We start from the raw sequence: 12,746 nt of genomic DNA, 5'->3' as shown, positions 1-12,746 counted from the left end.
GGGAGGGCCTGACTGTGACCCATTCACGCAAGCGTACAGGAAGAGGTCCGCTCGCCAGAGAGGCCCAGATCGCGGGATGGCTGTTTGTATCACCGATGGTGCTCGGGTTCACCCTGCTGCTGCTGTTTCCAATGGGTTTGGCGCTTTACATGAGCCTGACCGACTGGCCGCTGCTGGGGGATCATCATTTTATTGGACTGGAGAATTACCGGAATGTGATGACAGACGCCATGTTCTGGAAGGTGCTTGCCAATACAGTCTATTTCACTGCGGGGCTTGTGCCTCTTAACATTGTGCTCGCTCTACTGCTCGCGTTGCTGCTATCCAGAAGTTTGCGCGGTATCGGAATTTTTCGAACAGCCATCTTCGTTCCGGTCATGACCTCGCTAATTGTATGGTCCATCGTGTGGAAGCTGATGTATGCGACAGAGTCGGGACTGATCAATCAGCTTCTGTTAATGATAGGCATCAAGGGTCCGGCCTGGCTCTACAATCAGGATCTGGCGATGCCTGCGGTTATTGTGACGAGTGTACTGAAAAATGTGGGGCTGAATATGGTGCTGTTCATTGCAGCCATTCAGCAGGTGCCGCGTTCACTTTACGAAGCGGCAACACTGGACGGCGCGGGTAGAAGGGGGACTTTCTTTCACGTCACGCTGCCCATGATTACGCCAACGGTGTTTCTAACCATGGTCATGACCGTGATTGGCTCGCTCAAGGTGTTTGGACAGATCTACGTCATGACACAGGGAGGGCCGAGCAACAGCACGAAGGTATTGGTCTATTACATTTGGGAAAAAGCATTCAAATTATTTCAGTTCGGCTACGCCTCTTCGCTTGCCTATGTGCTGTTTTTTATCGTGCTAATTCTGACGCTGCTGCAATGGCAGCTTCGAAAGAGGTGGGTGTTCAATGAAGGCGATGCCTAATCCTTCGGTTCGTAAGACATGGAGTGCCCTTGGGACGTATTTGTTGCTGACACTGATCTCGCTGATTATGATAGTTCCATTTATCTGGATGATATCGACGTCATTCAAGGAGCCCCAGAGCATATTCACCTATCCACCACAGTGGATACCGGATACCTTCCGATTTCAGAACTACATCGATGTCTTTCGATTGATTCCGTTTCATCGTTTTTATTTTAACAGTGTATATATTGCTGCTGTGGTTGTGCTGGGTACGGTGTTCTTTGCATCTCTCGCCGGATACGCATTTGCCAAAATTCCGTTCAAGGGACGTAATGTGGTATTTCTCATCCTGCTGAGTGCGATGATGATTCCCCATGAGGTGACGGCTATTCCCATGTTTCTGTTCATGCGGCAGCTGGGGTGGATTGATACACATCTTCCGCTGATTTTACTCCCGATCTTTGGGGCGGGCGGCGTGTTTGGAATCTTTGTGATGCGGCAGTTCTTCATTACGGTACCCACCGAGCTGGAAGAAGCGGCGATGATTGACGGCTGCAACCGCTTCCGGATCTATGCTCGTATTATGCTCCCGATTGCCAAGCCTGGTATGGCTACCCTGATGATCTTTACTTTTGTGACAATCTGGAATGAGTTTTTCGATCCGTTGATTTTCATTAACTCGCGAGAACTGATGACGCTGCCGCTTGGGTTATCCTTGTTCACGGATGAAGTGGGTACAGCCTGGCAATATCTGATGAGTGCCACGGTCATGGCGACCCTGCCGCTGCTGATTGTCTTTTTTCTGGCACAACGGCGCTTCATTGAGGGAGTTGCCATGACAGGACTGAAAGAGTAGCCCATGCAATAGAAAAGAAGGAGTGATAACTTGAGTGAACGGATAAGGATGAGGTTGAAAAAGGAAGAAGTGGATGTGGTTGTTGTGGGAGGAGGTCCGGCGGGAATAGCAGCAGCCATTGCTGCTGGACGACAAGGTGTTCGAACAGTGCTGGTGGAGCGGTACGGGTTCGTTGGTGGAATGTCGACTGCCGCCATGGTCTACCCTTGGATGACCTTCCATACGGAGAGTGGTGAACAGGTGATTCGGGGTATCGCCCAGGAAATCGTTGACCGACTGCAGGCGCGCGGCGGCTCTCCGGGGCATCTTCGGGATACGGTTGGATTTGTGCATACCGTTACGCCCTACCATCCTGCGATCTATCAAGTGGTTGCGGCGGAGATGCTGCAGGAGGCGGGTGTCCGGTTGTTATTGCACAGCTTCGTGGATGAAGTAGTTATGGTGGATGATCGGGTAGAAGCGGTACGCCTGACGAACAAGTCTGGTCGAATGGAGCTCCAAGCGAACGTACTCGTGGATGCCAGCGGTGATGCGGATGCGGCGTATCTTGCGGGCGCTTCTGTTGCAAAGGGGCGAGATGGCGATCACCAGTCACAGCCGATGACCATGAAATTCCGAATGCGTGGTGTGGACCTTGGACGAGTGAAGCAATACATGCAGGAGCACCCGGAGGATTTCTATGCCAAAACCCCTTTCTCCGAACTGGACAGTATTCCGTTAACCGGGGTGAGCGGCTTCTATTCCCAATGGAAAAAAGCAGGTGTACCGATTAATCGTGATCAGGTATTGTTTTTTACCGGACCGGCCGAAGATGAAGTATTGATTAACTGCACCCGGGTGCAGGGGTTGGATGCTACAGATGCAGAGGATCTGACCTCTGCTGAACAGGAAGGCAGGAAACAGGTGCTGATGATCGCTGAGTTTCTGCAGCGTGACGTGCCTGGATTCGAGCGGGCTTCGATCTCAGCGGTAGCACCGCAGATCGGTATCCGTGAATCCAGGCGAATCATCGGACACTATGCATTGACCAAGGACGATGTGGTTGCAGGGCGAAAGTTTGACGATGTAATCGCCAGAAGTGGCTATCCGATTGATATTCATGATCCCTCCGGTCAAGGCGTCGTAGCGGCTTTTATAGAAGGAGACGGAGCATACGATATTCCGTACCGCTCTCTGATTTCCCGCAATATTCACAATCTGCTGGTGGCGGGACGCTGCATCTCTACCACACATGAGGCCCATGCAACGACAAGGCTGACTCCAAGCTGCATGGCTACGGGGCAGGCGGCGGGAACAGCAGCAGCTTTAGCTGTTCAGATGAAGCTAGATCCGTTGGAGCTGCCGGTAGCGGTGCTGCAAAAGGAACTACGCCGTAAGGGAGCAGCGATTTGAGGAATGATTCCTGTGCGAGCAGACTATCATGAAATCCAAAGAAGACTCCAAAACCACTATTGAAGTGGAGCTGGAGTCTTTGGGTTGTAATGGAAGCATCGGTCAACCGATCATCAAGTCATTCGTGCTTCAAGCCGCCGTGCCACAATGGACAACGTGTAGTTGATGACGAAGTACAATACGGCTGCGAGCAGCAGGGCAGGGATGACGTAATCGAAGCTTTGACCCCCGAGGATCTGCACATTGTGCATCAATTCCGGCAGGGAGATGATGATCGCCAGTGAAGTATCCTTCAGTAAGGAGATGAACTGACTCACCATCGGTGGCGACATGCGCCGCAAAGCTTGAGGCATGATGATGCCGCCAAGTGTCTGCATATAGCTTAGGCCGGAGGAACGGGCGGCTTCCACCTGACCGCGTTCGATCGATTTGAGTCCGCTGCGGACAATCTCTGCGATCATGGCGCCTTCAAACAGACTTAGTCCAACAACCGTGGACCAGAAGACGGACATTTTGATCCCGAGCTGGGGAAGTACGATATGAATGAAGAAAATGATCAGCAGCAGCGGCAGATTGCGGATCGTATCCGCGATGACGGCCACAATCTGTGACAGGACCGGAATTCGGGTGTATCGAACGGTACCAAGCACCGTACCGAGTACAAAGCTGAATACAATCGATAACCCTGCCACTTGCAGGGTTATCAGGAATCCGTGCAGCAGGAAACGAAGGTTGGGCCAGGCGTAGGCCCCGCTAAAGTCCATAGATCATCGGCCTCCTTCTGTGAGTAGGACAAGATTTAGAAAGGATGTCTGTTTTACATGGTGACCTGACCCGTTGGTTTGTTCTTTTTTGGTTTGCCTTTGGCACGGCTGGCATCCGCATCACTTTGTCCGAAACGGCGCTCCATATAGTGAACCAGGAAGCTGAGCGGTAAGGTCAACACCAGGTAGAACAGCGCAACAATGGTGTAGACGCTGAGCGGCAGGAACGTATCCGAGTTGATCAGATCGGCAAAATACATCAGATCCATGCCAGCCACGACCGCTAGGATGGATGAGTTTTTGACCAGATTGATAAACTGGTTGCCAAGGGACGGCAATACAATCTTGATCGCTTGTGGCAAAATGATCAGATTCATGGCCTGTACGTAGGACAGACCGGAAGATCTCGCAGCCTCTAACTGCCCGCGAGGGACCGTCTGAATACCCGCTCGAATCGCTTCGGCAATGAAAGCAGCCGTATAGATGGTCAGACCGAGTGTACCCGAGATGAATCCATCCAGTGAAATGCCGAGTGCCGGCAATCCGAGATAGAAGAAAAACACGACGAGCAGCAGCGGGATGTTACGGATAAACTCTACAAAAGCCGTGCCAATCCAGTTGAGTGGTTTGATGGGGGATATCCGAAAAATAGCCATGATTGCACCCAGAATAAAGCTGCCAATCAAGGCCATGATGCTCACCTGAATGGTGTTGAGGAACCCTTCCAGAAATCGATCCGAATGTTTGATCAGTACGCTGAAGTCCAATTTGCCCATGTAGGCGAAGCCTCCGTTCTCCAGATGTAGAAGCGGCGATTGCGTCCTGCTCACGCATTGCATATCACAGGCGAATTCGCCGCTTAACCATCATTAATCGGGGTTACTCTGGCTTGCTGCCCAGCCATTTCTCGTGCAACGTATCATATTCACCGCTGTCCTTCAGGTTTTTGAGCAGGCTGTTTACTTCTTCGACGAAGGCTGTGTCGCCTTTACGAATTGCTATGCCGTAAGGTTCGCTTGTGAAATTGCCACCAACCAGCTTGTAGTTGTTATCCGTCTGCTGCATGCCGATCAGGATGATGTTATCGGTCGTCAGAGCTTCGCCTTTACCCGCTTTGAGGGCTGTGAAGGCATCCTGATAGTTATCGAATTCCAGCACCTCGGCGTCCGGGGCTTTTTCGCGAATGTTTTGCGCAGAAGTCGAGCCTTTGACGGCAAGTACCTTCACACCGCTGAGACTTTCGAGACCTGTAATTGCGCTGTCGTTTTTCACAAGCAGGGATTGCCCAGCTTCAAAATAGACATCGCTGAAATCCACTTGTTCCTTGCGTTCATCCGTAATCGTCATCGTTGCGATGATGAGATCAATGTCGCCGTTTTGCAGCATCGGAATGCGCGTTTTGGACGTTACTTCCTTCAGTTCTACCTTCGTTTCGTCTCCAAGAATCTGTTTGGCGAGTGCTTTGGCGATATCAATATCGAATCCTTCGACTTCGCCACTTGCGGGGTCCTTCAAACCGAACAATTTGGTGTCGTATTTCACGCCGGCAATGAGCTTACCACGCTCTTTAATCTGTTCAATCGTGCCTTTGGCTTCGGTACTCCCACCAGAACCACCGCTGTTGCTACTTTCCTCTCCAGTGCTACAACCGGACAAGACAAGGGATAGAATCAAGACAAGCATAAACGACGGCCACTTTAATACATTTTTCATTTGGTAAAGACCCCTTTCAAAATGGATTATTCTCAGTGGTGAATCAGACGACTCAGGAATTGCTTGGCCCGTTCTTCTCTCGGGTTGTCGAAAAATTCAGCGGCGGAGGCTTCTTCCACAATTCGGCCTTCATCCATAAAGATGACTCGGTCTGCGACCTCGCGGGCGAATCCCATCTCATGTGTAACAACGACCATTGTCATCCCGTTATGTGCAAGAGACCGCATGACATCCAGAACTTCCCCGATCATTTCGGGATCTAGTGCAGAAGTGGGTTCGTCAAAAAGCATGATTTTGGGCTCCATGGCAAGACCTCTTGCAATGGCTACTCGCTGCTGTTGTCCACCGGACAACTGGGAAGGATAACTGTCTGCCTTGTCGGCAATGCCGACCCGGGTCAAATACTTCATCGCCGTAGAGGCTGCCTGTGCTTTGGGCTGTTTACGCACCTTCATGGGTGCAAGGGTAATGTTATCGATGACTTTTTTGTGAGGGTAGAGATTGAAGTGTTGAAATACCATGCCGATGTCACGGCGGAAGAGGTTGATGTCCACCTTTTTCTGATGTAAAGGGACACCACTGACGACAAGTTCACCTTCGGTAATCGTCTCCAGACGATTGATGCAGCGGAGCAATGTACTTTTGCCTGAGCCGGAAGGGCCGATAATGACAACGACTTCTCCTTCTTCAATGTGAAGATGAATATCTTTGAGGACATGAAAATGGCCAAAATGTTTCTGGACACCCCTAAATTCAATCAAGAGACCCCATCCTTTCTGCAACATCTGTTTGTAAAAGGAATATTAAGGAATAAATTGAAACTAGTTATTTAATCATACATACTCATCCTGCTAAAGGCAATTGGTTTGTGATAAAACATGACATAAGTAATGGGTTCTATAGGGCCATAGCCAGTAATTATGTTATATATTTGTTATATTGACAGCCTCTTTGTGACGAATCCTGACAGAAAAATGAATCCATTCTCCTAGTTGTTTTACAACCATTGGAATAGATGTATAGAGTATACTGGAAGAGATGTTTACTTTATGACTCTGATCATAAAAACAAATAACATCAAATTCTGAATCGTACATGGCAAAAAAGCTCAACCTTATGCCCTATGGCATTGATATGATGGAGCGAGAATGCGCTTTCCAGTAAGTAATGCAATATTAAAAACAGTCCGATCCAATTATAGGTAGAGAGGATGTTCTGAACGATGAATACATATTACTCCCCACTGAGTACAGGAGAAGGTGTTGAATCCCATACGAAAGCTTATGAAGTGAGTCTACCTGTCATCCCTGCACGGGATTTTCAGATTACGGATTATGGTGCGGTAGGGGATGGCTTGACCGATAATACCGAGATGTTTCGACTGGCTATAGCAGCTTGTGCAGAAGCGGGCGGTGGCCGAATTGTCATTCCGGCGGGTGTTTGGTTAACGGGTCCGATTGTTCTCCGCAGTCGAATTGAGCTTCATGTTCAGGCGGGTGCTCTGGTTACGTTCAGCCGTAATTTCGATCAATATCCCCTGATTGCGTCCAGCTTCGAAGGTTGGCAGGCAGTGCGGTGTCAGTCGCCTATTGATGGTGAGCAGTTGGAGGATATTGCGATCACGGGTGAGGGGATTTGGGATGGCGGTGGAGAGGCATGGCGTCCGGTGAAACGATCCAAGATGACGGCCTCGCAGTGGAATCGACTGGTTTCTTCGGGCGGTGTGGTGGAGCAGACTGGCGGAGACGAAGCCATTTGGTGGCCCTCGACTTCTGCTCTTGAAGGCGGTGCGATTGCGAATCGTCTGCATCTGGAGCAAGTGTGTGATGTGGCTGCTTATGACGAAGTCAGAGACTTTTTGCGTCCTAACATGGTCAGCTTGCGTCAATGTAAACGAGTGCTTTTGGACGGACCGACGTTCCAGAACTCGCCTGCATGGAATCTGCACCCCTGGGCATCCGAGCATGTCACGATTCGTAACGTGAGTGTGCGGAATCCATGGTTTTCTCAGAATGGTGATGGGCTGGACATCGAATCCTGCCGTCATGTCGTTGTGGAGCAGAGTGTATTCGATGTTGGTGATGATGCGATCTGCCTGAAATCCGGCAAGGATGCAGAAGGTCGTGAGCTCGGTTTGCCCTCGGAATATATTACGATCCGCAATTGCACCGTGTATCACGGTCATGGCGGTTTTGTCATTGGCAGTGAAATGTCTGGTGGTGTGCGGCATGTCCGGGTCTCGGACTGTACGTTTATTGGAACGGATATTGGGCTTCGCTTCAAAAGCGCGCGTGGGCGCGGCGGAGTCGTTGAGGATATTCAGGTGGAGCGCATTTATATGAAAGATATCATTATGGAAGCTATTTCGTTTTCCTTTTTCTATGCCAATCAGGAGGGTTCCGCTCGTGGTAGCGACTTGACTCAGGAGGTCAGTGAACGGACTCCGGTGTTCCGGGATATTCGGATATCGGATGTGGTCTGTGCAGGAGCGGAAACCGCGTTATTGGTGAGTGGACTGCCGGAAATGCCTCTGGATGGTTTGGTCATTCAGGGATATACGGTGACGGCTCGTAATGGGGTGCAATGCGCTCATGCGAAGCACCTGCGAATTGCCGAAATGAACGCACATATTACCGATGGATCGTTAATTCATTTGCATCAGTGTAAGGGTGCGGAATTGGAAGCGATTGAGGGTGTAGGCGCGGACGGTCGGCTTCTGATGGTGACAGGACATGAATCGGCAGGAATCGTATGCCGGGAAAGTGATGCAGATACAGAGGGACGCCAAATCTCCGTTGGTCCTGAAGTAAGAAGTGGTGTAATTATCCGCAGGTAAGAAGGGTTCGACTTAGTATACGCTTAGCATATCACCGCGGGCATCTCCTGGCGCGCGGTGTCATGATAGGGTGTCATATGACAGGTGTCGGGCTTCGCCAGTCGCTTCCAAGATCTATCGATGTTCTTTGCGATAGCGAAGCGGCGTGGTCCCGGTCACCTGTTTAAACGTTTTATTAAAATGGGCTGTATGCTCAAATCCGACCTTCTCCGCAATCATTTGCACCCGTTCCTGAGTGGAGAGTAAACGTCTCTGTGCCTCCCGAACCCGGGTAACACGTAAATATTCACTGAAGCGAAATCCGGTAAAACGGCTGAACATCCGGCTCAAATAGGATGGACTGATATAAAATCGCGCTGCGGCCTCTTCCAACGTAAGGGGCTCGGTATAATGATTGTTTACATAAGTGACGATCTCACTGATCTTATCCTGCATGGGATGATGCGGGACCGGAGAGGATTGCCGAGTATCTTCTTCAACCCGGTGGATCTGAATCAGGATCTGGGCAAGCAGGCTTCTCACCACGATGTCATAATGAGGTCGGCGCTCCCTGCATTCTTGCAGCATCTGCCATAGCATTCGTTCGATCTCGGGCTGTTCCGCATCAGGAAAGTGCAGCAGCCTTGAACGATCGAAGGGAAGCAGACCACATATTCCAAGCTCCATCCCGGTGGCAAAAGAAGGCGAGAATCCGATCAGGATTCGTTCAAAGCCGGGAATACTTCCTTTGGACGTCGTATGTACATCATGGGGATTGATCAGGATCAAATCACCTTTGCGGGCGGTAAGAAGCTGACCATTCATGGAATAGACGCGTTCTCCTTCAAGCAGATAATACAGTTCATAAAAAGGGTGGGCGTGAGGCTGTGGCATGGCGTTCCCTTCGTGTCTGCTCATGTGTTCAATGGTGAATGAACTCTCGCCAATTCGATATTTGGGTCCAATCCGATCCTCTATAACACTCATAACACGTCTCCCCTCTGCGCCAGCTGATTTACGGTTAATATCCATATCATAACGGAAAATCCAGTTTGTTGTAAACGCTATCATTTGAATAGGGGTCCGACCAGACGAAATGAATAGCATACGGGTGGAATGATTTTCGGCAAGCTTATATATGCTGTAAAGGTGACAAAAGTCTATTCATGTTTTACAGTAGGGGGAGTGAGACTAACCTCTGGATAGGGGTGTCTCCAATTCGATTTGGAAGGAAGGAAACAGAATATGACGACACATGAATTATCGCCACTCGTTGCTGCATTGAATATGCAGCCGCACGTTGAAGGCGGTTGGTATAAGGAAGAATGGAAGGCATCGTACCAAATTCCACAATCCGTACTGCCGGATACATACTCAGGCCCTCGATTCTCGGCAAGTTCGACGTACTTCCTGCTGCACTCCCATGAAGTCTCGGAATGGCATACCGTATTGTCCGATGAGCTTTGGTTGTGGCATAGCGGCAGTCCAGTAGAATTGAAATTGGGCGGCAACGGGGAAAACCCCGAAAATGAAGAAGTGCTCGTGTTGGGTATGGATATTGCTGCGGGGCAATCGCCGCAGGTACTCGTTCCAGCCGGAGTATGGCAAACAGCACGTCCGCTGGGTGATGAGCCTGTACTGGTAACGTGTGTTGTAGCACCAGGTTTCCATTTTGATGATTTCAAACTGGTTTCCAAAGGCTAATATAACTATAAATGAATAAGCAAAATCCCGATCCAGGTGCGTGTGCATCCAGATCGGGATTTTTTGATGTTTTCTAGCTTGATTATATATTGAGGTTAGAAGTTAAAATTGTCCGGATCGGAACCAAAGCGCTTATTCTCGTTCAATTGATTGATGCGCTCGATTTCTTCCGTGGTCAACTCAAAGTCATACAGGTCCGCATTATCGCGGATGCGCTGTGGTGTAACGGATTTAGGTATGGTCACAATGCCATTTTGCAGATCCCAACGCAGAATGACCTGTGCCGGTGACTTGCTGTACTTGGCAGCGATGTCCTGAAGAAGCGGATGCTCCAGCAGATGTCCCTGACCTAGTGGAGACCAGGCTTCAATCTGGATCTGATGTTTGCTGCAATACTCCCGTAGCTCCGTTTGAATCAATAGCGGATGCAGTTCCACCTGATTCACAGCAGGTTTAATGGTGGCATCGGTCATCAGGTCCTCCAGATGGTGAATCTGGAAGTTACTCACCCCAATGGCGCGGATGCGTCCTTCCTTATGCAGCTTCTCCAGCGCTCTCCAGGTATCCTTATACTTGCCTTTGACAGGCCAGTGGATCAGATAGAGGTCCAGATATTCCAGTTCGAGTCGTTCCATGCTTGCTTCAAAAGCCGCCAGTGTGGATTCGTAGCCTTGGTCCCCGTTCCACACTTTGGTGGTAATGAACAGATCCTCGCGGGCGATTCCGGATTCACGAATACCCTGAGCTACACCGGTTTCGTTGTTATACGCTTTCGCTGTATCGATACTGCGATAACCTGCCTGGATAGCCGTTTTGACGGCTGCAACCACTTCTTCTCCATCTTTAACTTTGAATACACCAAAACCCAGCCAAGGCATTTTGACTCCGTTATAAAGTGTCGTTGTGTCCTGCACGTGTTTCATGGTCCGAAATTCCTCCTCTGATTCATTCATTATTCCATTATGTAATTACCCTGCTGACCGCCGGCCAATCCTAAATGGAGGGCCGTCTGTATTGATTATACTAAAACCTTTTTGGTAATGGAAAAGAATACGACCATTTCGATAGGAAAAACCCCTCTTTTATCCTTTTTCGCCAGCCAGAGGTTTGGTTTTGACGCTTACGGGTGATAAGATGAAGTATACGAAATATGGAAACAGAAGCTTTCCTATGGAAGCAATCACATGAAGAACAGAAGAGCACGGGAAAGTTGGGTGTTATTGAACCCGTGTGATTAACGATAAAGGAGTAAGAATACAATGGCTAAACCTAAACAAACCAAAAAAGCAGCAGCTTGGTCTCTCGTTATTATGGGAGCGGGATTTGCCGCATCATTGCCGTTTCAAGGCGGTGTAGTAGGCAAACTGCTGGTAGGGTCATTTGAAGCGGGATTGGTAGGTGGACTTGCGGACTGGTTCGCCGTAACAGCGTTGTTCCGTCATCCACTGGGTATTCCGATTCCCCATACGGCTTTGCTGCCCAAAAATCGGGACAAATTGACTGAAGGCCTTGTCTCCGCGGTGGAAAACAACTTGCTGAACAAGGATAGCATCACCGAGAAAATTGCGGGCTTCAAGGCGGCAGAAATCGTTCTGGATACCATGACAAGGGAACTTCACAACGATGGAGTCAAAACCATGATCGATACGCTCTGCAAACGAATCCTTGCAGGCCTGCCGTTGGAGCAGATTGCTCCACTGGTTGCGGGCGAGATCAAATCACAGGCGGGAGCCTTCGACCTGGGTCCGATTCTGGAACGGGCTTCGATCCAGATGAGTGAGCGTGGATATGATGCCAAAGCACTGGACTATGGTCTGAAGCAGGCAGAGGAATGGCTGGTGAAGCCGGAGACGATCATGTTTTTGGGTGAAAGCGGCCTAAAGGCAATCAGTGGTATCCAGATGAACGGATTAATGCAATTTGCGATGAATGCATTCATGGGTTATCTGAACGAGGAGCGTCTGGGCAGTATTTTGCAAGGATATCTGTTTGATCGGGTGGAGGACATGAAGCGGGAGGGCAGCGCTCTTCGTTACAAAGTGCTAGATCTGTTGCGAACCCAGGCTATCCGGCTGGCGATGAGTGAAAGTGTGCAGGATGGAGTCAACGGCTGGAAAAACAACATGCTGGATGGATGGAACGCAGAGGAAACTGTGCTGAACAAACTCACTGAATTGAGGGAAAAGGCGCTCGCTGCAATGGAAGATGGCCAGTATGTGGAGACGTTTGCTCTACCCGCGATTGAGCGGGTATTGTCTGATTTGCGGTCAGACGATGCTTTATTGGCTGGGTTGAATGCGAAGATTGTGGAAGGTGTAACGACGCTGCTGGAGAAAAACCATTCCAAAATCGGCAACCTCGTACGCGAAAATGTCGACAAAATGGATAATGCCTCACTGATCTCCTTGATTGAGGATAAGGTAGGACAGGATCTGCAGTGGATTCGGATTAACGGGGCTGTTACCGGATTTATAATCGGGATTGCACTGACCGCCCTGCGGATGGTATTGGAGTAACTCATTGATAATGGCAAGATTAGGGCCGCTCTCTGGAGCAGGCTCTTTTTTTGTCTGGGCAAATGATAAATAGAG

At 49.7% G+C, this 12,746-nt stretch carries 12 protein-coding genes; 6 read left to right on the top strand and 6 right to left on the bottom strand.

Going from position 1 to position 12,746, the window contains the following annotated elements; all coding sequences use genetic code 11:
* Window positions 1-14 precede the first annotated feature (14 nt).
* From CRO25_RS17675 to CRO25_RS17665, 3 genes are read left to right on the top strand one after another with little or no spacing between them, the layout of a single operon-like run.
* Window positions 15-929, top strand: coding sequence for a carbohydrate ABC transporter permease (locus CRO25_RS17675; protein WP_079695868.1), 915 nt, complete (start codon window positions 15-17; stop codon window positions 927-929).
* Window positions 913-1,767, top strand: a complete 855-nt coding sequence (locus CRO25_RS17670) for a carbohydrate ABC transporter permease (protein ID WP_079695867.1) — start codon at window positions 913-915, stop codon at window positions 1,765-1,767. Before CRO25_RS17675 ends, CRO25_RS17670 begins: the two co-directional genes overlap by 17 nt.
* A gap of 48 nt (window positions 1,768-1,815) precedes the next feature.
* Window positions 1,816-3,159: an FAD-dependent oxidoreductase gene (locus CRO25_RS17665; protein ID WP_079695866.1), complete on the top strand. Its 1,344-nt coding sequence runs from the start codon at window positions 1,816-1,818 to the stop codon at window positions 3,157-3,159.
* A gap of 113 nt (window positions 3,160-3,272) precedes the next feature.
* Here CRO25_RS17665 and CRO25_RS17660 read toward each other — a convergent pair whose 3' ends face one another.
* The 4 genes from CRO25_RS17660 to CRO25_RS17645 all read right to left on the bottom strand — a co-directional run bounded on the left by CRO25_RS17660 (window position 3,273) and on the right by CRO25_RS17645 (window position 6,421).
* Window positions 3,273-3,923, bottom strand: a complete 651-nt coding sequence (locus CRO25_RS17660; RefSeq protein ID WP_079695865.1) for an amino acid ABC transporter permease — start codon at window positions 3,921-3,923, stop codon at window positions 3,273-3,275.
* 53 nt (window positions 3,924-3,976) lie between these two features.
* Window positions 3,977-4,699: an amino acid ABC transporter permease gene (locus CRO25_RS17655; RefSeq protein ID WP_064642730.1), complete on the bottom strand. Its 723-nt coding sequence runs from the start codon at window positions 4,697-4,699 to the stop codon at window positions 3,977-3,979.
* 103 nt (window positions 4,700-4,802) lie between these two features.
* Entirely contained in the window at window positions 4,803-5,636 is an 834-nt protein-coding gene (locus CRO25_RS17650; protein WP_063566271.1) for an ABC transporter substrate-binding protein, read from the bottom strand.
* Between the two features lie 32 nt (window positions 5,637-5,668).
* Window positions 5,669-6,421, bottom strand: a complete 753-nt coding sequence (locus CRO25_RS17645) for an amino acid ABC transporter ATP-binding protein (RefSeq protein WP_079695864.1) — start codon at window positions 6,419-6,421, stop codon at window positions 5,669-5,671.
* A gap of 437 nt (window positions 6,422-6,858) precedes the next feature.
* Between CRO25_RS17645 and CRO25_RS17640 the strand changes: the two genes are divergently transcribed.
* Window positions 6,859-8,472 (top strand): glycoside hydrolase family 28 protein, encoded by a 1,614-nt coding sequence (locus CRO25_RS17640; protein WP_097115788.1) that lies wholly within the window; start codon window positions 6,859-6,861, stop codon window positions 8,470-8,472.
* 114 nt (window positions 8,473-8,586) lie between these two features.
* Here CRO25_RS17640 and CRO25_RS17635 read toward each other — a convergent pair whose 3' ends face one another.
* Complete coding sequence (locus CRO25_RS17635; RefSeq protein WP_064642722.1) at window positions 8,587-9,438, bottom strand: AraC family transcriptional regulator; 852 nt, start codon at window positions 9,436-9,438, stop codon at window positions 8,587-8,589.
* A gap of 258 nt (window positions 9,439-9,696) precedes the next feature.
* On the opposite strand from CRO25_RS17635, the gene CRO25_RS17630 reads away from it, so the two are divergent.
* The gene (locus CRO25_RS17630; protein ID WP_063566267.1) at window positions 9,697-10,155 is read left to right on the top strand and encodes a cupin domain-containing protein; all 459 of its coding nucleotides are present in this window, start codon (window positions 9,697-9,699) and stop codon (window positions 10,153-10,155) included.
* Window positions 10,156-10,250: 95 nt separating this feature from the next.
* Here the strand turns inward: CRO25_RS17630 and CRO25_RS17625 are convergent, their stop codons facing one another.
* Window positions 10,251-11,078, bottom strand: coding sequence for an aldo/keto reductase (locus tag CRO25_RS17625; RefSeq protein WP_079695863.1), 828 nt, complete (start codon window positions 11,076-11,078; stop codon window positions 10,251-10,253).
* A gap of 336 nt (window positions 11,079-11,414) precedes the next feature.
* Here CRO25_RS17625 and CRO25_RS17620 point away from each other — a divergent pair, with 336 nt between their 5' ends.
* On the top strand, window positions 11,415-12,671 hold the full coding sequence (locus CRO25_RS17620; protein WP_063566265.1) for a DUF445 domain-containing protein: 1,257 nt from the start codon (window positions 11,415-11,417) through the stop codon (window positions 12,669-12,671).
* The last annotated feature ends 75 nt before the right edge of the window (window positions 12,672-12,746 follow it).

It is taken from the genome of Paenibacillus sp. RU5M, from assembly GCF_900221055.1.
In the GTDB taxonomy this organism is placed as follows: Bacteria; Bacillota; Bacilli; order Paenibacillales; family Paenibacillaceae; genus Paenibacillus; species Paenibacillus marchantiae.
This window is presented reverse-complemented; position numbering and strand designations above follow the sequence as displayed.

Excerpts from the sequence above, each read along its gene's own strand:
- CRO25_RS17620 (WP_063566265.1), top strand. The coding sequence starts at position 11,415 with ATGGCTAAACCTAAACAAACCAAAAAAGCAGCAGCTTGGTCTCTCGTT.
- CRO25_RS17665 (WP_079695866.1), top strand. The coding sequence starts at position 1,816 with ATGAGGTTGAAAAAGGAAGAAGTGGATGTGGTTGTTGTGGGAGGAGGT.
- CRO25_RS17645 (WP_079695864.1), bottom strand. The coding sequence starts at position 6,421 with ATGTTGCAGAAAGGATGGGGTCTCTTGATTGAATTTAGGGGTGTCCAG.
- CRO25_RS17640 (WP_097115788.1), top strand. The coding sequence starts at position 6,859 with ATGAATACATATTACTCCCCACTGAGTACAGGAGAAGGTGTTGAATCC.
- CRO25_RS17630 (WP_063566267.1), top strand. The coding sequence starts at position 9,697 with ATGACGACACATGAATTATCGCCACTCGTTGCTGCATTGAATATGCAG.
- CRO25_RS17660 (WP_079695865.1), bottom strand. The coding sequence starts at position 3,923 with ATGGACTTTAGCGGGGCCTACGCCTGGCCCAACCTTCGTTTCCTGCTG.
- CRO25_RS17650 (WP_063566271.1), bottom strand. The coding sequence starts at position 5,636 with ATGAAAAATGTATTAAAGTGGCCGTCGTTTATGCTTGTCTTGATTCTA.
- CRO25_RS17635 (WP_064642722.1), bottom strand. The coding sequence starts at position 9,438 with ATGAGTGTTATAGAGGATCGGATTGGACCCAAATATCGAATTGGCGAG.
- CRO25_RS17655 (WP_064642730.1), bottom strand. The coding sequence starts at position 4,699 with ATGGGCAAATTGGACTTCAGCGTACTGATCAAACATTCGGATCGATTT.
- CRO25_RS17670 (WP_079695867.1), top strand. The coding sequence starts at position 913 with ATGAAGGCGATGCCTAATCCTTCGGTTCGTAAGACATGGAGTGCCCTT.
- CRO25_RS17625 (WP_079695863.1), bottom strand. The coding sequence starts at position 11,078 with ATGAAACACGTGCAGGACACAACGACACTTTATAACGGAGTCAAAATG.